21 protein-coding genes are annotated in these 22,666 nt (G+C 72.7%); 12 read left to right on the top strand and 9 right to left on the bottom strand.

The annotated features are described in order from the left end of the window. The first annotated feature begins 2 nt into the window (after window positions 1-2). Window positions 3-926, top strand: a complete 924-nt coding sequence (locus tag ADK67_RS46075; RefSeq protein ID WP_053722937.1) for a proline dehydrogenase family protein — start codon at window positions 3-5, stop codon at window positions 924-926. Here the strand turns inward: ADK67_RS46075 and ADK67_RS46080 are convergent. After that, complete coding sequence (locus ADK67_RS46080; protein WP_157621616.1) at window positions 906-2,291, bottom strand: hypothetical protein; 1,386 nt, start codon at window positions 2,289-2,291, stop codon at window positions 906-908. The genes ADK67_RS46075 and ADK67_RS46080 overlap by 21 nt on opposite strands. Here ADK67_RS46080 and ADK67_RS46085 point away from each other — a divergent pair. The 3 genes from ADK67_RS46085 to ADK67_RS46095 all read left to right on the top strand — a co-directional run bounded on the left by ADK67_RS46085 (window position 2,290) and on the right by ADK67_RS46095 (window position 6,206). After that, window positions 2,290-3,963, top strand: a complete 1,674-nt coding sequence (locus tag ADK67_RS46085; RefSeq protein ID WP_053722939.1) for a bifunctional 3'-5' exonuclease/DNA polymerase — start codon at window positions 2,290-2,292, stop codon at window positions 3,961-3,963. The genes ADK67_RS46080 and ADK67_RS46085 overlap by 2 nt on opposite strands. 116 nt (window positions 3,964-4,079) lie before the next feature. Next, a complete protein-coding gene (locus ADK67_RS46090) occupies window positions 4,080-5,477 on the top strand; it encodes a carbohydrate-binding protein (RefSeq protein WP_053722940.1) in 1,398 nt (465 codons plus the stop codon). 60 nt (window positions 5,478-5,537) lie between these two features. Continuing rightward, window positions 5,538-6,206 (top strand): helix-turn-helix transcriptional regulator, encoded by a 669-nt coding sequence (locus ADK67_RS46095; RefSeq protein ID WP_053722941.1) that lies wholly within the window; start codon window positions 5,538-5,540, stop codon window positions 6,204-6,206. Here ADK67_RS46095 and ADK67_RS46100 read toward each other — a convergent pair. Then, window positions 6,188-7,051 carry a hypothetical protein gene (locus ADK67_RS46100; protein ID WP_053722942.1) on the bottom strand — a complete coding sequence of 288 codons (864 nt, stop codon included), beginning with the start codon at window positions 7,049-7,051 and terminating at the stop codon, window positions 6,188-6,190. The genes ADK67_RS46095 and ADK67_RS46100 overlap by 19 nt on opposite strands. Window positions 7,052-7,201: 150 nt before the next feature. Between ADK67_RS46100 and ADK67_RS46105 the strand changes: the two genes are divergently transcribed. Genes ADK67_RS46105 through ADK67_RS46120 form a run of 4 tightly spaced genes read left to right on the top strand, consistent with a single transcriptional unit; the run spans window position 7,202 to window position 10,433 of the window. After that, window positions 7,202-7,618 (top strand): hypothetical protein, encoded by a 417-nt coding sequence (locus ADK67_RS46105; protein WP_053722943.1) that lies wholly within the window; start codon window positions 7,202-7,204, stop codon window positions 7,616-7,618. Window positions 7,619-7,621: 3 nt separating this feature from the next. Continuing rightward, entirely contained in the window at window positions 7,622-8,233 is a 612-nt protein-coding gene (locus ADK67_RS46110; protein WP_082404845.1) for a DUF3558 domain-containing protein, read from the top strand. 5 nt (window positions 8,234-8,238) lie between these two features. Further along, on the top strand, window positions 8,239-9,597 hold the full coding sequence (locus tag ADK67_RS51930; RefSeq protein WP_053722945.1) for a hypothetical protein: 1,359 nt from the start codon (window positions 8,239-8,241) through the stop codon (window positions 9,595-9,597). A gap of 17 nt (window positions 9,598-9,614) precedes the next feature. Beyond that, on the top strand, window positions 9,615-10,433 hold the full coding sequence (locus ADK67_RS46120; RefSeq protein ID WP_053722946.1) for an ESX secretion-associated protein EspG: 819 nt from the start codon (window positions 9,615-9,617) through the stop codon (window positions 10,431-10,433). Here ADK67_RS46120 and ADK67_RS46125 read toward each other — a convergent pair. The 6 genes from ADK67_RS46125 to ADK67_RS46150 form a co-directional block, all read right to left on the bottom strand. Beyond that, on the bottom strand, window positions 10,405-11,565 hold the full coding sequence (locus ADK67_RS46125; RefSeq protein WP_053722947.1) for a lactate 2-monooxygenase: 1,161 nt from the start codon (window positions 11,563-11,565) through the stop codon (window positions 10,405-10,407). The genes ADK67_RS46120 and ADK67_RS46125 overlap by 29 nt on opposite strands. Window positions 11,566-11,577: 12 nt before the next feature. Then, entirely contained in the window at window positions 11,578-12,747 is a 1,170-nt protein-coding gene (locus ADK67_RS46130) for a cation:proton antiporter (protein WP_053722948.1), read from the bottom strand. Next, window positions 12,744-14,897, bottom strand: coding sequence for a protein translocase subunit SecD (gene secD / locus ADK67_RS46135; protein ID WP_053722949.1), 2,154 nt, complete (start codon window positions 14,895-14,897; stop codon window positions 12,744-12,746). The genes ADK67_RS46130 and secD overlap by 4 nt, the downstream gene beginning before the upstream one ends. Before the next feature lie 37 nt (window positions 14,898-14,934). Then, window positions 14,935-15,264 carry a hypothetical protein gene (locus tag ADK67_RS46140; protein WP_053722950.1) on the bottom strand — a complete coding sequence of 110 codons (330 nt, stop codon included), beginning with the start codon at window positions 15,262-15,264 and terminating at the stop codon, window positions 14,935-14,937. A 23-nt stretch (window positions 15,265-15,287) separates the two neighbouring features. Then, window positions 15,288-16,280 (bottom strand): tetratricopeptide repeat protein, encoded by a 993-nt coding sequence (locus tag ADK67_RS46145; protein WP_053722951.1) that lies wholly within the window; start codon window positions 16,278-16,280, stop codon window positions 15,288-15,290. 87 nt (window positions 16,281-16,367) lie between these two features. Further along, the gene (locus tag ADK67_RS46150; RefSeq protein WP_053722952.1) at window positions 16,368-16,979 is read right to left on the bottom strand and encodes an FMN-dependent NADH-azoreductase; all 612 of its coding nucleotides are present in this window, start codon (window positions 16,977-16,979) and stop codon (window positions 16,368-16,370) included. A gap of 104 nt (window positions 16,980-17,083) precedes the next feature. Between ADK67_RS46150 and ADK67_RS46155 the strand changes: the two genes are divergently transcribed. After that, entirely contained in the window at window positions 17,084-17,554 is a 471-nt protein-coding gene (locus ADK67_RS46155; protein WP_063797940.1) for a MarR family winged helix-turn-helix transcriptional regulator, read from the top strand. Between the two features lie 15 nt (window positions 17,555-17,569). Here the strand turns inward: ADK67_RS46155 and ADK67_RS46160 are convergent, their stop codons facing one another. Further along, a complete protein-coding gene (locus ADK67_RS46160; RefSeq protein WP_053722954.1) occupies window positions 17,570-18,766 on the bottom strand; it encodes an NAD(P)/FAD-dependent oxidoreductase in 1,197 nt (398 codons plus the stop codon). A 172-nt stretch (window positions 18,767-18,938) separates the two neighbouring features. Here ADK67_RS46160 and ADK67_RS46165 point away from each other — a divergent pair, with 172 nt between their 5' ends. The 3 genes from ADK67_RS46165 to ADK67_RS46175 all read left to right on the top strand — a co-directional run bounded on the left by ADK67_RS46165 (window position 18,939) and on the right by ADK67_RS46175 (window position 22,646). After that, window positions 18,939-19,142 (top strand): hypothetical protein, encoded by a 204-nt coding sequence (locus ADK67_RS46165; protein ID WP_053722955.1) that lies wholly within the window; start codon window positions 18,939-18,941, stop codon window positions 19,140-19,142. Between the two features lie 67 nt (window positions 19,143-19,209). Further along, window positions 19,210-21,069 carry an SDR family oxidoreductase gene (locus ADK67_RS46170; RefSeq protein ID WP_053722956.1) on the top strand — a complete coding sequence of 620 codons (1,860 nt, stop codon included), beginning with the start codon at window positions 19,210-19,212 and terminating at the stop codon, window positions 21,067-21,069. Beyond that, the gene (locus tag ADK67_RS46175) at window positions 21,066-22,646 is read left to right on the top strand and encodes an AMP-binding protein (protein ID WP_082404853.1); all 1,581 of its coding nucleotides are present in this window, start codon (window positions 21,066-21,068) and stop codon (window positions 22,644-22,646) included. The genes ADK67_RS46170 and ADK67_RS46175 overlap by 4 nt, the downstream gene beginning before the upstream one ends. The last annotated feature ends 20 nt before the right edge of the window (window positions 22,647-22,666 follow it).

Genomic DNA, 22,666 nt, shown 5'->3' on the forward strand with positions numbered 1-22,666 from the left:
TCATGCTCCGCTCCGCGCTGCTCGCCGCCTCGCGCTCCGGCGCCGTCCGCGAGCTGGTCGAACGCACGCCGCTGACCCGGCCGGTCGTCAAGCGCTTCGTCTCCGGCGACGACGTGGCCGCGGCCGTCGCCACCACCGGCGAGGTGCTGGCCGACGGCCGGTTCGTCACGCTGGACCACCTCGGCGAGGACACCCGGGACGCGGCGCAGGCCTCGGCCACCGTCGAGGCGTACCTGGACCTGCTGCGCAGGCTGGAGCTCGCCGGGCACACCGAGCGGGCCGAGGTGTCGGTGAAGCTGTCCGCGGTGGGCCAGTTCCTGCCCGTGGACGGCGAGAAGATCGCGTTGGAGAACGCCCGCCGCATCTGCTCGGCGGCGGGCGCGGTCGGCACCACGGTCACCCTCGACATGGAGGACCACAGCACGACCGACTCGACGTTGGGCATCCTGCGCGACCTGCGGGTGGACTTCCCGTGGGTCGGGGTGGCGCTCCAGGCGTACCTGAAGCGGACCGAGCAGGACTGCCGGGACCTGGCGCACGCCGGGTCGCGCGTGCGGCTGTGCAAGGGCGCGTACCGGGAGCCCGCTTCGGTGGCGTTCCAGGACAAGGCGGACGTCGACCGGTCGTACGTGCGGTGCCTGAAGGCGTTGATGGCGGGCGAGGGCTACCCGATGGTCGCCTCGCACGACCCGCGGCTGATCGCGATCGCGCGCGAGCTGGCCAAGGACCGGTCGCCGGAGACCTACGAGTACCAGATGCTGTACGGCATCCGGCCCGACGAGCAGCGCCGCATCGCCGCCGCGGGCAACCGCATGCGGGTCTACGTGCCCTACGGCGACCAGTGGTACGGCTACTTCATGCGGCGGCTGGCGGAACGTCCGGCGAACGTGGCGTTCTTCCTCCGCTCACTGGTCACCACCGGCTAGCACGGCCCGCTGGTCGGTGACCTTCGCCAGGTCCACCCGGAACAGCTTCGGGTGGGCCTCGGCGAGGCCGCGGTACAGGTCGGTGGCCTCGTCGATCGCGGCCAACGCCTCGTCACGGCGGCCGAGCGCGGCGTAACGCCTGCTCAGCCGGTCGAGGGCGCCGGCGAGCTGCGGCGCGCAGTCCCGGTCCTCGGCGGCGACGACCCGGCACAGCGCCACGGCCTCCTCGGCCGCGGCCAGGGCGTCCTCGGGCCGCTGCACGGCGACGTGGCGCAGGCTCAGGTCCGCCAACGCGTCCGCCAGCGCGGAGCGGTGCTCGGCCGGGTCTTCCTCGGCCAGCTCGCCGTACAGGGCGACCTCCCGCTGTGCCGCTTCGAGGGCTTCCTCGTGCAGTGACGCGAGGGCGGCGCGGGCGGCCAGCAGGCCGTGCAGCTCGGCCCGTTCGAGCGTGCTCCGGGCCTCCCGCGCGAGAGTGCGGGTGAGGATCGCGGGCAGCGGGTCGCCGTGGAAGCGGGGGTCGTCGAAGACGCGGCGCGCGACGGCCCTGGCCGGTCCGGGCCACTCGGCGAGGATCCGCAACGTGGCGCCGGTGGCGGTGTCGGCGAGTTCCGGGTGGGCGGTGAACAGCTCCTCGGCCCGGCGGCGGGCGTGCGGCAGGCGTGCGGCGGCGCGGAGCAGGAGCTCCAGGGCTTCCGGTGTGCGGTCGGGCGTGATCCGCTCGTCCAGCAGCGTGACGGCCAGCGCGTCCTCCGCGAGCCGGCCGTGGGGCGGCACCGGCTCGACGGGCGAGCCGTGCACCGCGACGAGGGCGGCGAGGTGCAGGTCGTGCAGGGTCGGCGCGTCCGGCGGGGTCGTGGTCGGGATCGGGAGGCCCAGGGCGTACGCGAAGTGGGCGCAGGCGGTGGCGAACGACGTCTCGTGCTCGTCCGGGCGGGCGGTGACGGCGAGGTCCGCGGTGCGGTAGCCGAGGTCGGCGGCGCGTTGGCGCAGCGAGGACCACCACCAGCCGGTGGTCCGGGCGACCAGCAGCACGCGGGGTTGTCGCAGGTCCAGGTGGTGCGCGAGGTCGGCGTCGTCCACGAGCCGGAGGTCCGCGCCTGCCGCGAAGTGCCGCGCCAGCCGGGTCTTGCCGACGCCCGCCGGGCCGTGCAGGAGCAGGACGGAACGCTCCTCGTCGCCCTCCAGCCACCGCGCCAGCTCGGCCAGCTCGTCCACGCGCCCGTGGAACGGCACCACCTCGTACCGGGGGTCCAGCAGTTCGCCGGGCGACAGGGTGCAGTCCACCGGCACATCCTGCTCCCCACCCTCCGCCACGATCGGGTGACCAGCGGAATTGTCGGTGCCGTCGTACACAATCAGGGCCATGCTCATCGCCCTGTGGTCGGACGGCGAGAACGCGGGCCGGTTCCGCGTCCTCTCCGACTCCGGGGTGCCCGAGGGACCGGTGGTGGCGACGGCGGACCTCGCGGCGGCGGTGTCCGACCTGGAGGTCCGGCACAGACCCCGGTGGCTGTGGGCGGAGACGGCGGAGGTCTACCCCGACCTGCTGGCACGCGGCGTGCGGGTCGAGCGGTGCCAGGACCTGGCGCACGTCGAGTACCTGCTGCTGGCCTACCAGGGTCGGCACGGCGAGCCGCGTGGCCTGGGCGCGGCGATCGCCCGGCTGCGCGGGCTGCCCGTGCCGGACGACCACGGGCCGCGCAAGCGCGACACCCAGCCGACCCTGTTCGAACCCGAGCAGCAGCGGCTGCCCGGCGACGCCGACCCGCTCGACGCGATCATCGCGGTGCACGTCGAGCAGCAGCGGCTGGTCGCCGCGCTCCCGCACGCCGACCGGCTGCGGCTGCTGTTCGCGGCCGAGTCGGCCTCCGCGCTGGCCGCCGCCGAGATGACGCACTTCGGCCTGCCCTGGCGGGTGGACGTGCACGAGAAGCTGCTGGTGGACACGTTGGGGCCGCGGCCGGCCAACGGCGCGCGCCCGGCCAGGCTCGCCGAGCTGGCCGACCGGATCACGGCGGCGTTCGGGGGCAAGCAGGTCAACCCCGACCACCCGCCGGGCATCGTGCGCGCGTTCGCCCGGGAGGGCATCGACGTGCCGTCGGCCCGCGCGTGGGTGCTCAAGGACGTCGACCACCCGGCCGTGGAGCCGTTGCTGGAGTACAAGGAACTGGCCCGGCTGTGGGTGGCGCACGGCTGGACGTGGCTGGACGCCTGGGTGGCGGACGGGCGGTTCCGGCCGGACTACGTGGTCGGCGGCGTGGTGTCCGGCAGGTGGGCGACGCGGGGCGGCGCGGCGTTGCAGATCCCGCGCACGCTGCGCACGGCGGTGCGGGCCGATCCGGGGTGGAAGCTGGTGGCGGCGGACGCGGCGCAGTTGGAGCCGCGGGTGCTGGCGGCGTTGTCGAACGACCACAAGTTCACCGAGGTGTCCTCGGACGACGACCTCTACACGACGTTGGCCGCGGAGGCGTTCGACGGCGACCGGGGCAAGGCGAAGCTCGCCATGCTGTCCGCGATGTACGGCGGCACGGGCGGCGGCGCCGGCCCCGCGATGGCGGTGCTGCGCCGCCGCTTCCCCGAAGCCGTCGGGTACGTGGAGGCCGCCGCGCTGGCCGGTGAGCAGGGCCGGGTGGTCCGCTCGCGGCTCGGCCGCACGAGCCCGCCGCCGTCGGAGGCCTGGCACGCCGCGACCGGCAACACCGACGTCGGCGACGACGCCCTGCGCCAGTCGCGGCGGGCGGCGCGGGACTGGGGCCGGTTCACCCGCAACTTCGTCGTGCAGGCCAGCGCGGCGGACTGGACGGCGGCGCTGCTCGGCGTGCTGAGGCGGCGGCTGCACCAGTCGGCACGGGGCGCGCACCTGGTGTTCTTCCAGCACGACGAGGTGCTGGTGCACTGCCCGGAGGAGCAGGCCGAGGTGGTGTGCGCGGAGGTGACGGCGGCGGGCGAGGAGGCGTCCCGGCTGGTGTTCGGCGCGACGCCGGTCCGGTTCCCGCTCAAAGCCGTGCCCGTCGACTCCTACGCCGACGCGAAATAGGGGCTTTTGCGCCGTTCGGCCCCTTGAACGATCATCGTGAGAGCGCTCTCATGAGTCGGAAGGCAATTTGTTGTCGTGCCGAACGCTAGAGAACAGTGACAAGGAGGTCACCGCTCATGGAGTTCAGCCGGAGCAGACGACGACGCGTCCTCGCGACCGCTGCCGCCCTGATCACCGCCGTGCCGCTCGCGGTCGTCGCCACGATGTCGGCCGACGCGTCGGTGCCCGCCACCCCGCCGGGCTGGTCGCTGCAGTGGAGCGATGACTTCAACGGCGCCGCGAACACCCTGCCGTCGTCCTCGAACTGGATCTTCGACCTCGGCCACGGCTACCCCGGCGGTCCGGGCAACTGGGGCACCGGCGAGATCCAGAACTACACCAACAGCACGAACAACATCAAGCTCGACGGCTCGGGCAACCTGCGCATCACCGCCCTGCGCGACGGCTCGGGCAACTGGACGTCCGCCCGCGTCGAGACCCAGCGCGCCAACTTCAAACCGCCCGCCGGCGGCAAGCTCGCCATCGAGGGCCGCATCCAGATGCCCAACGTCACCGGCCAGGCCGCGCTCGGCTACTGGCCCGCGTTCTGGGCGCTCGGCTCGCCCTACCGCGGCAACTACTGGAACTGGCCCGCCATCGGCGAGTTCGACATCATGGAGAACGTCAACGGCATCAACTCCGTGTGGGGCGTGCTGCACTGCGGCGTGAACCCCGGCGGGCCGTGCAACGAGACCAACGGCCTCGGCGCCAGCCGCGCGTGCCCCGGCTCGACGTGCCAGTCGGCGTTCCACACCTACCGGTTCGAGTGGGACGAGAGCTCCTCGCCCAAGGCGCTGCGCTGGTACGTGGACGGCCAGCAGTTCCACAGCGTCACGCAGAACCAGTTCGACGCCACCACGTGGAACAACATGACCGGCCACGCGGGCTACTTCCTGCTGCTGAACCTGGCCATGGGCGGCGCGTTCCCCAACGGCGTGGCGGGCTTCGGCACGCCGACCGCGGCAACCCAGTCCGGCCACTCGATGGTGGTCGACTACGTGGCGGTGTGGTCGGCGGGCGGCGGCACGCAGCCGACGACCACGACCACCACCACCCCGCCCGGCGGCAGCGGCTGGGACGCGTTCGGCGACATCCAGGCCGAGCAGGCCACGTCGCGGTCCGGCGGCTCGATCGTGTCGGGCGACGGAGGTCAGGCGGTGGCGCAACTCGCCAACGGCAACTCGCTGCGGTTCTCCGGCGTCCGGTTCGGCTCGCGCACCGCGACGCAGTTCGTCGCACGGGCCGCGTCCGGCGCGTCCGGTGGGGTGAGCGGCCTGGTCGAAGTGCGGTTGGACAGCCCGACCGCGGCGCCGATCGGGAGTTTCGCCATCGCCAACACCGGCGGGTGGCAGAGCTGGCGGACGGTGCCCGCGAACATCTCCGGGGTCACCGGCACGCACGACGTCTACATCACGTTCACCAGCGGCCAGCCCGCGCCGTACGTGAGCGTGAACTGGATCCGTTTCGGCACGTGAGGGCTTGTGGCGGGCCGCCCGTGCCTCCTCCTGGGCGGCCCGCCACTACCATCTCCGCACGTGTACGCGGAACGTCCGTTCCCCGGTCTGGCGTGCGTGTGGCGCCGGACCACGACGTCGGCCGTCCCCGGCCTGGTCGTGCCGGACGGGTGCACCGACATCATCTACGCGGCCGGCACCGGCGAGGTGTTCGTGGCCGGGCCGGACACCGTCGGGCACGTGACGCGGACCAGGCCGGGCACGTTGTTCGGCGTCCGGTTCGGTCCCGGCGTGGGGCCTTCGGCGTTCGGCGTGCCCGCGGTGGAGCTGCGCGACCAGCGCGTTGCGCTGTCCGAGCTGTGGGGGCCGTCCGCGCGGCTGGAGGAGGCCCTGGGTACAGCGTCGGACCCGTGCTCGGTGCTGGCGTCGGCCGCCCTGGCACGGCTGCGGGAGACGCCGCCGGACCCAGCGGTGGACGCCATCGCGTCGTTCTCGGGCAACGTCGGCGACCTGGCGTGGACGCTCGGCCTCAGCACCCGGCAGCTGCACCGGCGCAGCCTGGCCGCGTTCGGCTACGGGCCCAAGGTGCTGCACCGCGTGCTGCGGTTCGACCGCGCGGTCAAGCTGGCGTGGGACGGCGTGCCGTTCGCCGACGTCGCCCACCGCACCGGGTACGCCGACCAGGCGCACCTGTCGCGCGAGGTGCGCGAGCTGGCGGGCGTGCCGCTGGGTCAGCTGATCCGGTCGTAGGCGCGCAGCGTCAGCAACGCCGTGATGGTCACGATCGGTCGCCACTCGTAGGTCGTCACGGGCGTCCACGCGGCCCACGGGAACGTCCACCCGCCGTCGTCCTGCTGCTGTGCCGCCAGCGCGTCGAGGTCGGCGTCCACCTCGTCGTCGGTGAACCACCTGCGGGCCAGGCTGTCCGGCGTCGGCGCGTAGTCGTGCGGCTTGTGCGTCTCCCCCTCCGCGTAACCCTCGTGCGCCTTGCCGTCGCCGACGTCCACCAGCCCCTGCTCGCGCACGAGTTCCCCGAGCCGCTCCGCTTCCCGTTCCGCCCTCGGCCGGTCGGGCACGTGGTCGAGGAAGCGTGCACAGGCGGCGGCCTCGTAAGGGTGGGTCTTGGTGAGGCCCTGGAGGCGCTGCCAGCAGAACTCCGTGGCACGGTCGAGCCACGCGTGCTCGGCGCCCATCTTGTGCAGGACGCTCGCCAGCAGGCCCGTGACCAGCAGGTCGCTGTCGCCGGACGGCTGCCACCAGGGCGCCCGCAGGTCGTCGCGGCCGGTGTCCAGGCAGTTCGCCACCCCGCCGTCCGCGTTGGTGATCGTGGTCAGGAAGTCGCACGCCGACTTCGCGTACTCGGTGTTGCCCACCTCTTCCAGCAGGGACAACGCCGTGTAGGTGTGCAACGGCTGGCTCTCCGGCCCTCGCCCGTCGGGCTCCAACGCGTGCCCGAAACCTCCGTCGTCGTTGCGGTACGCCAGCACGGCCGCCACGACGGCCTCCCCGGGCCCGTCGTCGAAGAGGTGCAGGAACCGCCGTTGTTCGAGGACGCGTGCGTTGAGCCAGATGAAGGAACGTGCTGCTGCAATCATGCGTCCGACGGTAGGCCGGGAACGGGGCGTCGTCTTGAACGGATCGGACGTCCATCCCCCACCAGGAGTAACCGTCGCGATAGTCCCAACGTGGCGGAGCCCCTGTGCCATCATCACTTCGGGCAGTTCAGCGCGAGGGGAGCACGAACGATGTTGGACGCCGGAGGCGGCGGGGGCGCCAAGCAGATCAAGTTCGTGGCCGACACGGTGTCCTCCGGACCAGCGGGTTCGGGGTTGGTGGCGAGCCAGACGAGCTTCAGCGTCGACCCGGAGCAGGCGCAGAAGCTGATCGACGGCTTGGTCGAGGCGCGCGACAAGCTGCAGCAGCTGAACCGTGACGCCTTCGCCCTCCAGTCCATCGGGTCACCCGGCAAGGACGTCTACAGCGGAATGGCCGCCTTGGCCATCCAACGGGCGGCCGGCACGGACGAGGGCGGTTACGGCTGGGCGAATAAGATGGCCTACGAGGCGCTGAACAACACGATCAACAACATTCAGACCTCGTTGGACTCCTACAAGGCCCAGGACGAGGCAACTGCGGACGCCTTCAAAGGCGAGGGGAAGTAGTCGATGAGGCGAGCAGTGCCGGCAGTTGTTTCCGCGGCGTCCCTGGTGTTGCTGGCGAGCTGCACGTCGGTCGGCGGTTCGCCGACCGCGGCGACCACCACAACCACGACGAGCACGTCCGCCGAGTCCACGCGCACGTCCGCGGCGTCGGGCGACGCGCCCCCGATCACCGGCCCCGAACTGGACCTGTCGAAGGTCAGCGGACCGTGCGACCTCCTGACGTCCGCCCAGCTGTCGGACCGCGGCGTCACCAAGGCCGGCGACGAGCGGGCCGCGCCGACCGGACGGAGCTGCGAATGGCGCCCGGACGACCGCGCTCGCGGCACCAGCTTCAGCATCTCGTTCCTGACGGAGTCCAAAGGCCTGGACGGCTTCTACGAGAATCGCGCCAATTTCAAGGTGTTCGAGCCGACCGAGGTGGCCGGATACCCGGCGGTGAACGGTGACGCCGTCGACACGAAGAGCGGCTCCTGCTCGACCGCTGTCGGCGTGGCCGAGAGCGACGGCTTCATCGTCCAGATCAACGTGAACAACAAGTCGCTCCCCGAATACGGCAACCCGTGCTCGGTGTCCAGTGCGATCGCGGAAGCCGTGATCGGGAATTTGGGAGGGTAGGGACCATGGCCGGCGACGTGGACATGGACCTGGGTGGTTTCGCGCTCCTCCAGATGGGCTTGGGCGCCGACAAGATCTACACCTGGTTCCGCGAGGGCAAGGGCGCGTCCCAGACGACCGACGTGGGCGACATGACCTGGAGCAGTATCGCCACCGGTCAGGACGAAGTCAGCGAGATGATCAACAGGGCGGTGCGCGACTCGGGCACCGCTTGGGAGGGTGCGGCGGGCGACCAGGCCCGCGCCTCGACCTCGCCGCTGGCCAGTTGGTCGGACACCGCGAGTTCCAGCGCCAACACCGCCGGGCAGAACACCGCGGACATCAGCCGTGCGTTCCGGGTCGCGGAGAGCGAAGTCCAGAAGCCGGTCGACGTGCCGGACAAGCCCTGGTACAACGACGCGCTCCCCTGGGACACCGACTACGACGACGCGGTCGAGGAAAGCCAGCAGGTCAACTCGCACAACATGCAGGTGCTGAGCACGTACGGCACGACCGTGAACACCGCCAGCGCCAGCATGCCGACGTTCCAGTCTCCCGACGAGATCGGGGCGAACGTCGAAAAAGAGAAGATCGAGATCCCGCCGCCCAAGCCCGGCAAGGGCGAGAACAACTACATCGGCGAGAACAACAACACCAACGTCAGCAACAGCACCGGTGACCGCAACGGCACGGGCACGACCAACCCGTCGTGGACGGAGCCGACCATCCCGCCGCCCGGCACGACCGGTGACAACACGACCAAGCCGTCGTGGGTCCAGCCCGATCCCACCCAGCCCAAGCCCGACATCGGGTACCGGCCGCCGGGGCTGCCGACGGATCCGCGGCAGCCGTACGACCCGCGGTTGCCCTATGACCCGCGGTTGCCGTACGACCCCCGCAACCCGAACGACCCGCGCAACCCCAACAACCCGCGCAACCGGCCGCCGACCACGCCACCCGGTGTGCCGCGCGTGCCCGGTCCCGGCGGCGGGCCCGGTGGCCCCGGCCAGTCCGGCGGCGGTCGTGGTGGGGGCGGCGGTGGCGGCGGTGGCGGTGGCGGGATGGGCGCCGGCCGGATACCCGGCATGGGCGGACCAGGCGGCATGGGCGGCGGGTTCGGGCCCGGCGGCTCGGCAGGCGTCATGGGGCACGGCGAGGGTCGCGGTGGCTTCGGGCCCGGCGGTGCGGGCGGGTTCGGGCCCGGTGGGTCGGGCGCGGCCGGTGGGCGCGGTGGTGCGGGCGCCGGTGCCATGGGCGGTATGGGCGCCGGTGCCGGCGGTCAGGGTGACGAGGACAAGGAACACAAGGCCGCGTCGTACCTGCAGGAGACCGAGGACATCTTCGGCGACGGCACGATGGTGGCCCCACCGGTCATCGGTGAATAGCGGGAACAGGGGGGAAAGTGCTGCGCACCAGGGTGGCCATCCCGGTCGTCGCGCTCTACAACGCCTGGCAGGCCGAAGGTCTGCCGACGCTGCACAACGCGCTGCTGGCCCAGGTCGACTTCGACGACGACCAGCTCGCCGAGGGTGACGTCACGGTGCTGGCCGACCTAGCCCGTCGCGGGTGGGCCGAGCTGGAACGGCTCGGCCTGGCCCGCGGCAGGCAGGTGCACGCCGACCTCGGCCGGTCGCTGCGCCTGATCGCGGACGCGAGCGCCGAGTACTACGCGTTCTTCAACCAGGGCGACGAGGAGACGCGCACCGCCCTGGTGGTGCAGTCGGGTGACGACGCGCTGCGCGTGGTGCTGCGGGCGGACAAGCACTTCGTGCTGGAGCCCGTGCGGGTCGAGGACGTGGTGCAGTCCCTGGTGTCCGCGCTGCCGGAGGCGAAGCCGGGACGCGGTGGCGTGATCTCGCTGCCCGCCGACGCGTTGAGCGACAAGCCGCGCCAGCCCCGGCCGGACGAGGACGGCGGGTCGTTCCTCCAGGCCAGCAGGCCGACCGGGGCGCACGTGGCCGAGGTGCAGCAGGTGCGCAAGCTGCTCGCCGAGGAGCGCACCGGCGGCGGCCAGCTGTACGCCGCGCGGCGTGACCGGTTCGGGCGCAAGCAGCGGTGCGCGGCGCCGTTGACGTACTTCGACACGATCACCGGCCGCTACCTGTCGGCGAAGGCGGCCGGCGGCGACGGCACGCCGTGGATCACCGTGCAGCCGGCCGACTTCACCACGTTGCAGAACCGGTTGCGGCAGCTCAGCGCCGACGCAGCACCTCGCGGTTGAGCTCGGCCGGGCTGCGGTGCCCGGACAGGCCGAGGGTCAGGTCGAAGTCGGCCAGCAGGCTGCGCAGCACGTGCCGCACGCCGACCTGACCGCCGTGCGCCAGGCCGTAGGCGAACGGACGGCCGACGAGCACGGCCTTCGCGCCCAACGCGAGCGCCTTCACGATGTCCGCGCCGCTGCGGATGCCGGAGTCGAACAGCACCTCGACCTGCTCGCCGACGGCGTCCGCGATGTCCGGCAGGACCTCCAGCGACCCGACCGCGCCGTCCACCTGCCGTCCGCCGTGGTTGGACACCACGATGCCGTCCACGCCCGCGTCCACGGCCTTGCGCGCGTCATCGACGTGCTGGATGCCCTTGAGCACGATCGGCCCGTCCCAGTGCTCGCGCAGGAACGACAGCTGGTCCCACGACTTGTCGGTGCCGGTGAACAGCTGCACCCACCGCAGGATCGCCATCGGCAGGTCGTCCTCGGGTGACGCGGCGAGCCCCGCCCGGAACGCCGGGTCGGAGAACGGGATCGCCGTGCCGACACCGCGCAGGAACGGCAGGTAGGACTGGTCGAGGTCGTGCGGGCGCCACGCGAGCGTCCACGTGTCGAGGGTGACGACCAGGACCCGGTACCCGGCCCGGCGCGCCCGGTCCAGGATGCTCGCGGCCACGTCCGGGTCGTTGGGCCAGTAGAGCTGGAACCAGCGGGCGGCGTCACCGGCGGCCTCGGCGACCTCCTCGATCGTGTGCGAGGACGCCGTGGACAGCACGAACGGCACACCCAGTTCCGCCGCCGCACGCGCGGTCGCCAGTTCGCCGTCCGGGTGCAGGATCGACTGCACGCCGAGCGGCGCCAGCAACACGGGCGCGGGCAGGTCGGTGCCGAGCAACGACGTCCCGAGGTGCCGCTCGGTGGCGTTGGTGAGCATCCGGGGCACGATCCGCCAGTCGTCGAACGCCTCCCGGTTCGCCCGAGCCGTGTGCCCCCCACCGGCCGCGCCCGCCACGTACCAGAACGGCCCGGGCCCGAGCCGCACCCGGGCGGACTCCTCCAACGCCTCGGGGTCCGTGGTGAACGGCGGCACGTTGCCCGCCAGGCCTTGGAGGTAGATCTCGTTCTGGTACGAGGCGAATCCGGTCATGAGGACACCTTGCTACACGAACAGGCGTTTCGGCAGCAGCCAGGTCAGCCGGGCCGAGCGCAGCACGGCCAGCGGACCGACGACGGCCAGCAGCAGGACGTAACCCGCCACGAACGGTGCGATGCGGGAGTCCAGGCCCGCCGCCACCGCCATCGCGGCGAGGACCAGGGAGAACTCACCGCGCGTCAGGACGGTCAGGCCGATGCCCACGGCCTGTTGCCGGTCGAACGAGTGCAGCTTCGCGGCGAACAGGCCGGCGCCGAGGTTCAGCACGATGGTCACCGCGACCGCCGCCAGGATCGGCAGGGCCACCGTGCCCACGGCGCCGGGGTCGATGCTCAGGCCGAAGATGAAGAAGAACAGCGCCCCGAACGCGTCCCGCAGCGGCAGCACCAGCTTGTGCACGCGGGGCGCGACGCCGGAACCGCCCAGCACCGCGCCCACCATGAACGCGCCGATCGCGTCGGACACCCCGAGTTCGTGCGCGACCGCGGCGCCCGTCACGGCCACGCCGACGAAGCACACGACCAGCAGCTCGTCGTCCGCCGAGCGGAACAGCCCGGTCACCACCCGGCCGCCCCAGCGCGCGATGGCGGCCAGCACCAGCAGGAACGCGAACGCCTTGCCGAAGTCCACCAGCGCGGACACCCCGGACGTGCCGCTGAGCACGGGTTGCAGCACGGCCAGGTACAGCGCGAGGAACACGTCCTCGATCACGATGATGCCCATCACCAGCCGTGACTCCGGGTTGCGCAACCGATGTGCCTCGACCAGCAGTTTCGTCACGATCGCGGACGACGAGATGCCGATCGCGCCGGCGATCACCAACGCCTCCCGCGTGCCCCACCCGAGCGCGAACCCGAACGCCAGCCCGCCGCCGATGTTCAGCGCCAGGTAGCCGACGCCGGCCAGGGCCAACCGCCGCCCGCCCGACACGAGGTCGTCCACGGAGAACTCGAGGCCGAGGTAGAACAGCAGGAACACCAGGCCGAGGCTGGACAGCACGGCCAGCTCGCCGGGGTCGTCCACAAGCGACAGACCGGGTGTGTGAGGCCCAAAGAGGATGCCCGCCACCATGAACAGCGGGATCGTCGGCAGTCCGATCCGGACTCCCGCCCGCGCGATGACACCGGCGGCGAGGAACGCTCCGCCGACCGCGAGCAGCGCGTGGCCCGCGCTCACCGGTCGTCCAGCACGATCGCCACCGGCGCCGCGGTCAGCACGGTCGAGACCGTGCCGGCGACCAGCCCGATCAGCAGCGCGGTGGAGAAGTCGGCGAGCGAGCCGTCACCGAGCACCAGCAGCGCGGCCAGCACGAACAGCACGCCGATACCCGTGTTCACGGTCCGCGGCAGGGTTTGCAGCACCGCCGAACTCATCACGTCGGGGAACGGCGCCTTCGTCCGCCGCAGTTCGCGCACCCGGTCGAACACCACCACCGAGTCGTTCACCGAGTACCCGATCACGGTGAGCAGCGCGGCCAGGAACACGCCGTCGGCCGTCTTGCCCAGCCACGCGAACGCGCCGACGAGCACGACCACGTCCGTGACCAGCGCGACCACGGTCGCCACGCCGAGCCGCCAGTCGAACCGCACGGCCAGGTAGACCAGCTGCGCGGCCACCGCGATGGCCAGCGCGATCAGCGCGTTGCGCCGCAGCTCCGAGCCGAGGCTGGGGCCGATCAGCTCGTTGCTGACCTGCTCCGCCCCACCGGTGGCGCGGTCGACGGCCTCACCCAGCCGCACGGCGGCGGCCGAGTCGATCGGGCCGGTGCGCACGGAGAGGCCGTCCGAGCCCGACGTCACCACGACGGCGTCACCGAACCCGGCGGACGCCAGCTCCGCCCGCACCCGACCGGTGTCCACCGACGACGCGGTGAACTCCAGCATCCGACCGCCGGTGAACTCCACGCCCAGCTCCAGCCCGCGCAGCAGCAACCCGCCGACGGCCGCCAGCAGCACGAGCCCGGCGGCGAGCAGCCAACGCCGGGGCCGCCGGAACAGGGTGATCCCGCGTGCGGTGAGCCACGTGCGCACCCGCCCCAACGTGTGCAGCCCGCTCCACCGAGGCCGCCGTTCCAGCAGCGGCATGACCAGCTGCAACAGCACCCGGCTCAGCACCAGGGCGCTGAACAGCGACGCCAGCACACCGATCGACAGCGTGACGCCGAAACCCTTGACCGGACCCGTGGCCAGCCAGAACAGCAGGCCGGCGGCCAGCAGCGTGGTCACGTTCGAGTCCGCGACCGCGCTCAACGCGCCGCGGAAACCCTGGTCCACCGACCGCGGCAGGCGCTTGCGCCGCGCGAACTCCTCCCGCGACCGCTCGAACACCAGCACGTTCGCGTCCACCGCCATGCCGATGGCCAGCACGAACCCGGCCAGCCCCGGCAACGTGAGCGTGGCGCCGATCGCGAGCATCGCGGCGTACGCCAAGGCCGCGTAACCACCCAGCGCCAGCACGGCGACGAGCCCCGCCAGCCGGTACACGAACACCAGGAACAGCCCGGTCAGCGCCACGCCGATGATCGCCGCACGGGCGCTGGCCTCGATCGCCTCCGCGCCGAGCGTGGGCCCGACGGTCCGCTGCTCCACCACCTCCACCGGCACGGGCAGCGCGCCGGACCGGATCACCAGCGCCAGCTCCTCGGCCTCCGCCTGGCTGAACTGCCCGGTGATCGACGTGCTGCCGCCGATCATGCCCGTGCCGCACACCGTCGACACGTCCACCTGCGGCGCGGACACCACCTCGCCGTCCAGCACGAACGCCACCCGCCGCTTCGGGTCGCCCGGCGGTGAGCACGCGGCCTCGGCGGTCACCCGCTGCCACGCCTGCGGCGCGTCGCCCTGGAAGTCGACGCCGACCAGGTAGCCGACGCCCTGCGAGTTGGGGGTGGCGCGGGCGTCCTCGATGCCCTCGCCCGTCATCACGACCTCGCCAAGACCCACCGCGTCGCCCTCTGGCGTAGGCACGTCGCCGGGCCCGGTGACCGGCTGCACGCGCAGCTGGGCCGTGCGGCCGAGCACTTCGATGGCCTCGGTCGGGTCCTGCACGCCGGGCAACTCCACCACGATGCGGTGATCGCCGGACCGGGCCAGCACGGGTTCGGCCACGCCGAGCTCGTCGACCCGGCGGCGCAGCACCTCCATCGCCCGGTCGGTGGCGTCTGAGGTGGCCTCGGACGGGGTTTCGAGCACGATCTGGGTGCCGCCGCGCAGGTCGAGGCCGAGGCGCGGTTGGACGGTGAGCAGGGTGAACGCAGACGCGGCGAGCACGCCGAGGGCAAGCAGCCCACGGACGAGTAGCGCTCGCCGCGCGCTGGGGCGCGGCATGGTGAAGAGACCTCCGGATGAGGTGAACGGGGTGGGTTCAGCTACCGGAGGTCGGGGGCGGGGCGCGTTCGCCGAGCGGGGTCTGGCCGGCGCGCTCGGGCGCGCGGTGGGTCGGGTCGACGACGTCCACCCGCATCGGCGGCGCGGGCGTGACGTGCACGGCGGGCTGGACGCCGTCCAGCGGCTGGCCGAGGTGCACCTGCACGGGGTGCGCGGCGTTCGTGCCGCGGGTGGCCGCGCCGGCCAGGTGGGCGGCGTCCACGGTGGACGAGACGGCGACCACGTCGACGGGCGTGCTCGGGCCGGGTCCGGACACGACGAAACCCGCGATCAACGCCAGGATCGCGAGCAGCGCGCGTCGGGTCATCGGCCTCCTTCCCGACGTCCAGGTTAGCGACCGCCGGCGAGGACGACGACGGCTCCGCCGATCAGGGCGCACAGCCAGGCGATCACGAGCGGCTGCATCGTGGTCGCGCCGAGGAGGAGCGCGACCGCCCAGCCGGCGAGGATCACCGCGGCCAGCCCGAACATCGTCGCGACGACGGCGACCTTGGGCCGGTGCAGCGGCAGGCGGAGCAACGCCCGCCGCACACCGCGCCCCGCCTTCAGCACGGCCAGCCCCACGATCACGAGGCAGCCGAGCACGAGCAGGCCGGCGAACCAGCCGAGCAGCGGCGTCGGCCTCGGCATGCCCGCCAGCAGCAGGACCAGGCCGCCGGCGACGAGCAGCGCGGCGAGCCGGGACAGCGCGGGCCAGGCCAGGACGTGCGCGGCGTGCAGCGCTTCACCGGACGGCGGCGGCATGGGCGCGCCGCCGCGCTTGCGCCGGACGGTGGCCAGGTTCGCGCGCACGTCGTCGTCGCCGGGGTCGAGGCGCAACGCGGTGCGGTACGCGCGTTCGGCGGTGCCCCAGTCGCGCACGCGCAACGCGGAGTCGCCGAGCACCTGGAACGCGCGGGCTTCCGTCGGCGCGAGGTGCGCGGCCTCGCGGGCCACCTCGACCGCTTCGCGTTGGCCTGCGGGGCTGTTCGCCAGCACTTCGGCCAGCACGACCTGGCAGCGCCAGTCGCCGGGCTTGCGGCGCACGCACTCCCGTGCCGCGACCACCGCCTCGGTGTGCCTGCCGAGTTCGCTCAACGCCAGCGCGGTCAGCCGCTGCGCCCACGCCGGGTCGCCGTCGAGCACGAGGGCGCGCTTGGCGGCGGTCAGGGCCGGGTCAGGTTCGCCCGCGTCGAGGTAGGCGGCGGCCAGCCGGCACCACGCCTCGCCGTGCAGGGGGTTGACCACGAGGGCGGGCTGGAGCAGTTCGATCGCCTTGTGCGGCAACCCGCGAGCGGTCAGCTCGGCGGCGCGCACCACGACCGCGGCGATCGACTCGGACATGGTCCACATGGTCGCAGGCCGCCGACGCTTGCACTATCGGGTGACGGGCCGCCCCCTCGACCTCGGCCCGTCACCCGATCTCTCCCCTCAGGCGACCGCCAACTTGCGCACCACCCGGTGCGCGTCCTCCAGCGAGGCGACCGCGAGTTCGCGGAACTGGGCCATGTGCGGCACGACGCCGGCCAGCGTCAGCTCGGCGTGCACGAACTCCAAGTCCCGGTCCAGGCCCACCGCGCCGAACACCGCGCGCAGGTACGGCTCCTGGAAGTCGAACGAGTGCCGTGGCGTGCCGGGCGCGTACGAACCGCCCCGCGCGGTCACGACCACGACCCGGGTGCCGGTCAGCACGCCCTCACCGGTCTCCTGGTCGGCGAACAGCTCCGGCACCAGGATCCAGTCCAGCCACGCCTTGAGGCTCGACGGCACGCCGTAGTTGTACATCGGCACGCCGAGCAGCACCGTGTCCGCAGCCTTGACCTCCGCGATCAGCTGCCGTTCCAGCGGAACGTCGCCCTCGGCCTGCCGCGTGGCCAGCGACGCCGGGTCGACGTGCGGCAACGGGTCGGCGGCCAGGTCGCGGTAGGTGTACTCGCCGTCCGGGCGCGCGGCGCGCCACTCCTCCGCGAAAGCCGCGCTGACCTCGCGCGACACCGAACCCTCGAACCGCAGGCTGGTGTCGATGTGCAACAAGTGCGCCATGGTTCCCTCTCAGAAGTTCTTGACTCGGAACATATGGGCGGATGCGTTCCGAGTCAAGATGTTCTTATCCAAGAATATCTCACACCTGGCGTAGGATCGGCGGCATGGATCTCGCCCCTGACCTCGGCTGCACCAGCCGTGCGGGCCTGAACTGGCTGCTGCACCGCGCGGCGCAGAAGCTGGGCACGGTCGCGCAGGAAGCGGCGGTGCGCCACGGCATCACCACGCGGGGGCAGATCGTGCTGACCGCGCTGGCGAGCGAGGAGTTCCAGCGCACCCAGCTCGCGCTCGGCCACGCGCTCGGCGTGGACAAGACCACCCTGACCGCCGAGCTGGACCGGCTGGAGCGCGCGGGCCTGATCATGCGCAAGCCGGACCCGAACGACCGGCGCGTGCGCGTGCCGGTGATCACCGAGCGGGGCCGCGCCGTCCAGTGCGAGGTCGAGAAGCTGCACGTGCAGGTGGAGCAGGAGTTCACCGCCGAACTCGCGCCGGAGGAAGCCCGCGCCCTGCGCGAGCTGCTGGAGCGTCTGATCGCGACCGGCCACGGACCCGACAGCGGCTCCTGCCTGTGACGGCCTAGGGCTGCCCTAGCCCAGGTCGCCGCCGCACAGCCGCTCCGGCGCCACCTCGGCCCGCGCGTCGACCAGCAGCTGCAACGCCTCGCCGTCGTCCCACTGGTTGACGTTCATCGCCGCCTGCACCCGCCCGTCGCGCAGCCAGAACGCGGTGAACTCGCGCGCGTCCACGTCGCCGCGCACCACCAGCTCGTCGCGCTCGGCGTCGGCGAGACCCCGGTACTCCATGCCCAGGTCGTACTGGTCGGTGAAGAAGTACGGCGACGCCTCGTACGGCTCGTCCTGCCCGAGGACCGTGCCCGCCACGTGCTCGCCCTGCCCCTTGGCGTTCGCCCAGTGCTCGACCCGGACCCGGCGCCCGTGGCGGGGGTGGTCGTGCGCGGCGATGTCGCCGACGGCGAAGACGTGCGGCGCGGACGTGCGCAGCGCGGCATCCACCGCCACCCCGCCGTCGGCCAGCGCCAGCCCGGCGTCCCGCGCCAGTCCCAGGTTGGGCGCGGCGCCCACCGCGACCACCACCACGTCACCGGTCAGCGCACCGCCGTCGGCGAGCCGGACGCCGTGCTCGGTGAAGCCGTCGACCCCGATGCCGAGCCGCCACGTCACGTCGTGCGCGGCGTGCAGGTCGCGGAACACCTCGCCCATCCGCGGCCCGAGCACGCGCCGCAGCGGCAGGTCGACCGGGTCGACCACGGTCACCGACGCGCCGTGCCGCCGGGCCGCGGCGGCGACCTCGCAGCCGATCCACCCCGCGCCGACGATGACGACCTCGACGCCGTCGGTCAGCTCGCGCCGCAACGCCAGCGAGTCCTCCACCGTGCGCAACGTCCGCAGACCTGGGAGGTCTCCGCCCGGCACCGGCAGCCGGCGCGGCGTCGAGCCCGTCGCGAGGATCAGCCGATCGTACGAACGCGTTGCGCCGGTCGAGTCCTCGACCACCCGTCCCGCGACGTCGACGCGGACGACCTCGACGCCGAGCCGCAGCTCGACCTGGCGGGTTTCGTAGAACTCGGGCTCGTGCACGCGGTTCGGCTCGTCGGCGTCGCCGAGCAGCATCTGCTTGGACAGCGCCGGAAGCTCGTACGGCTGGTGCTCTTCACGGCCGAAGACGACGAGATCACCGGTGTAACCGCGTTCACGCAACGCTCCTGCCGCCGCGGCGCCGGCCAGACCTGATCCAATTATCACGATCCGTTGCGGTTCAGCCATTTTCTAACCCCTTCGGGTGACTGCAACGACAGCCTCATGCGACGCTAGCGACTGCTCGGCGCGGTCGCCCGACGGAACGTCCCGTCATGGCACCAAGCCGCGTGCGTCTCCTCCCACGAGCGCCCGGATTGGTCCGAGCACCCCGTGTCGAGACACCTGGAGGTTGGGGGCCGTGAGTACAGGCAAGGAGTGGCAGATCTCCTGCCGCGACATCGCGTCACGTCGCCGCGACATGACCGTCTTCGTCAGCCAGGGCCACGTCGTGGTGACCGTGCCGCCGGGTGAGGCGGCCGTGCTGACGCCGCTGGAGGTGGGCCGCCTGCGCGCGGCCTTGCGCGACGCGGTGGTGAACGCGTCCGGCACGCCGGAGAACTGATCACCCACGTTCCGATTTCGGCCCGCACTCTTCCTACTCACGGGTAGGTAGTGTCAGTATCGGGGCCGTGAGCACCTACTTCGTCACCGGCGCGACGGGTTTCATCGGCAGGCGCCTGGTCGCCGAGCTCCTCCGACGGCCGACCTGCGAACGGGTGTTCGCGCTGGTCAGACCCCAGTCGGCGGACACGCTGGACCGGCACGACAAGCTGACCCCGGTGCTGGGCGACCTCACGTCACCCATCGACGCCGACCGGGTCGACCACGTGGTGCACCTGGCCGCCGTCTACGACTTCACCGCGTCCGCCGACGCGCACCGCGCCGTCAACGTCGAAGGCACCCGACGGGTGGTGGAGTACGCCGAGCGCACCGGGTGCGGGCTGCTGCACCACGTGTCGTCGATCGCCGTCGCGGGCGACCACCGGGGCACGTTCACCGAGGACGACTTCGACCTGGGCCAACACCTGCCCTCGCCGTACCACGCGACCAAGCACGCCGCCGAGCGGATCGTCCGGGAACAGGGGACGCCGTGGCGGGTCTACCGGCCGGGCGCGGTGGTCGGCGACTCGCGCACCGGCGAGGTCGACAAGGTCGACGGCCCGTACCACTTCTTCCCGGCGCTGGCCGCGCTCGCCCGCCTGCCGCGCCTGCTGCCGCTGGTCGCGCCGCACTTCGGCGCCGCGAACCTGGTCCCGGTCGACTACGTGGTGGCGGCGCTGGACCGGTTGATCCACGCCGACGTGCCGTCCGGCAGCACGTTCCACCTCACCGCGTCCCGCTCGCGGTCGCTGGACGAGGTCTACAACGCGCTCGCCGACGCCGCCGGCGCGCCCAAGGTCCGGCTCACCCTGCCGATGCCGCTGCCCGCCGCGCCGACGAGCGCGATCGTCACCGGCGTGCTCACCGAGTTGGGCATCCCGCCGCGGATCGTGCCGCACATCGCGCTGCACGCCGAGTTCGACTCGACCGCCACCCGCGCGGTCACCGGCCTGGAACCACCCGACTTCACCACGTACGCGCACACCCTGTGGCGGTACTGGGCCGACCACCTCGACCCGCTGCGCGCCGCACGCGGTCACGGCCTGGCCGGGCGGACCGTGCTGATCACGGGCGCGTCGTCGGGCATCGGCGCGGCCACCGCGCTCGCCGTGGCGCGGAAGAAGGCCGTGCCGCTGCTGGTCGCCCGCCGCGCCGACGAGTTGGAGGCGGTCGCCGAGCGGATCCGCGCCGAAGGCGGCACCGCGCACACCTACCCGTGCGACCTGACCGACCCGGAAGCGGTCGGCGCGCTGATCGAGCAGGTCCTCGCCGAGCACGAGGGCGTCGACATGCTGGTCAACAACGCGGGCCGGTCGATCCGGCGCAGCGTGCACCTGTCCGTGGACCGGCTGCACGACTACGAACGCACCATGGCGTTGAACTACTTCGCACCGCTGCGGCTGGTCCTCGGCCTGCTGCCGCACATGCGGGAACGGCGGTTCGGGCACATCGTGAACATCTCCAGCATGGGCGTGCAGCTCAACACCCCGCGCTTCTCCGCCTACCTGGCCTCGAAGAGCGCGCTGGACGCGTTCAGCCGGGTGGCGGCCGGCGAAACCGTCGCCGACGGTGTCACGTTCACCTCCGTGCGGATGCCACTGGTGCGAACACCCATGATCGGTCCCACGAAGGTCTACGACGCGTTCCCGGCGGCGACGCCCGAACGCGCGGCGCGGTGGGTCGTCCGCGCGCTGGAACGCCGTCCCGAGGAGGTCAACCACCCGTTCGGGGTGCTGGCCGAGCTGGCCCGCAAGGCCGCGCCGAAGCAGGTGCGGTCGCTGCTGCACCTGGCGTACCGGGCGATGCCGGAGCGGGGCGCACCGCGCACGTCACCGCCGGCCGCCGTCGCCGCGGGCGTCACCCGCCTCGTCCTGCGGGCGACGCGGTGAACCGGGTCCTGGGAGCGCTGCGCGCGTTGGCGACGCTGGTGCGCGCCGGCGTCGTGCGGCCGATGGGCCCCGGCAGGCTGCTCGGCGTCGTCGACGCCTACCTCCAGTGGGACGTCACGGTCGCGTTCGGCTTCGCCCACGGCGCGGCACGCCACCCCGACCGGCCGGCGATCGTCGACGACGCGGGCACGCTCACCTACGCCGAGGTCGACGAGCGCACCACCCGGCTCGCGCACGGCCTGCACGACCTGGGCGTGCGGGCAGGCTCGAAGGTCGGGGTGCTGTGCCGCAACCACCGCGGCTTCGTGGAGACCGTGGCCGCGTGCGTGAAGCTCGGCGCGCACACCGTGCTGCTCAACACCGGGTTGAGCGCGGGCCAGATCGCGGTGGTGCTGCGCGAGCAGGACGTGTCCGTGGTCGTCGCCGACACCGAGTTCCGCGGCCTGCTGGCCAACGCGCCGCGCAAGGTGCGCCGGGTGATGGCGTGGGTCGAGGGCGTCACCAAGAGCAAGACCCTGGAGCAGCTGATCGCCGACTCCCCCGCCACGACCCTGCCGCGACGCCCTCCGCGCGGCCGGATGATCGTGCTGACGTCCGGCACCACGGGTGCGCCGAAGGGGGCCAAGCGGCCGGAGCCGGCGAGCCTCGCGCCCGCCGCCGCGCTGCTGTCCCGCATCCCGCTCAAGGCGGGCGACCGGTTCTCCGTGCCCGCGCCGCTGTTCCACACCTGGGGCCTGGCCGCGTTCCAGATCGGGCTCGTGCTCGGCGCGACGTTCGTGCTGCGCCGCAGGTTCGACCCGGCGCTCGTCCTCGCCGACGCGCGCGAGCACGGCAGCGACGCGTTGTTCGCGGTTCCCGTGATGCTGCAACGCATCCTGGAGCTGACCGGGCGTCCGCACCTGCCGAAGCTGCGGGTGATCGCGTCCAGCGGCTCGGCGCTGCCGCCGCCGGTGGCGCGGCGGTGCCTGGAGGACTTCGGCCCGGTGCTCTACAACCTCTACGGCTCCACCGAGGTGTCCTGGGTGACCATCGCCCGGCCCGACGAGCTGACCCGGCACCCGGACACCGCGGGCCTGCCGCCGCACGGCACCCGGCTGGAGATCCTGGACGACGCCGGGAACCGGGTCCCCGCCGGCGCGACCGGCCGGATCTTCGTGGCCAACGAGATGCTGTTCGACGGCTACACCAACGGCTCCGGCAAAGAGGTCCGGGACGGGCTCATGTCGACGGGCGACGTCGGCTACCGCGACCACGACGGCCTGCTGTTCGTGGCGGGCCGCGACGACGAGATGATCGTCTCCGGCGGCGAGAACGTGTACCCGCGCGAGGTCGAGGACCTGCTGGCCGGGCTGGCCGGCGTGCGCGAGGTGGCCGTGGTCGGCGTGCCGGACGAGCAGTACGGCCAACGGCTCGCCGCGTACGTCGTGCGCGAGGAGCCGGACGCGCTGGACGAGGACGCGGTCCGCGAGCACGTGCGCGGCAACCTGGCCAGGTTCTCCGTGCCGAGGGACGTGGTGTTCCTCGACGCCCTGCCGCGCAACGAGACGGGAAAGGTGCTCAAGCGCGAGTTGGGGTGAGTACGCTCTCCGGCGGGGGC

The organism is Saccharothrix sp. NRRL B-16348 (assembly GCF_001280085.1).
GTDB lineage: Bacteria > Actinomycetota > Actinomycetes > Mycobacteriales > Pseudonocardiaceae > Actinosynnema.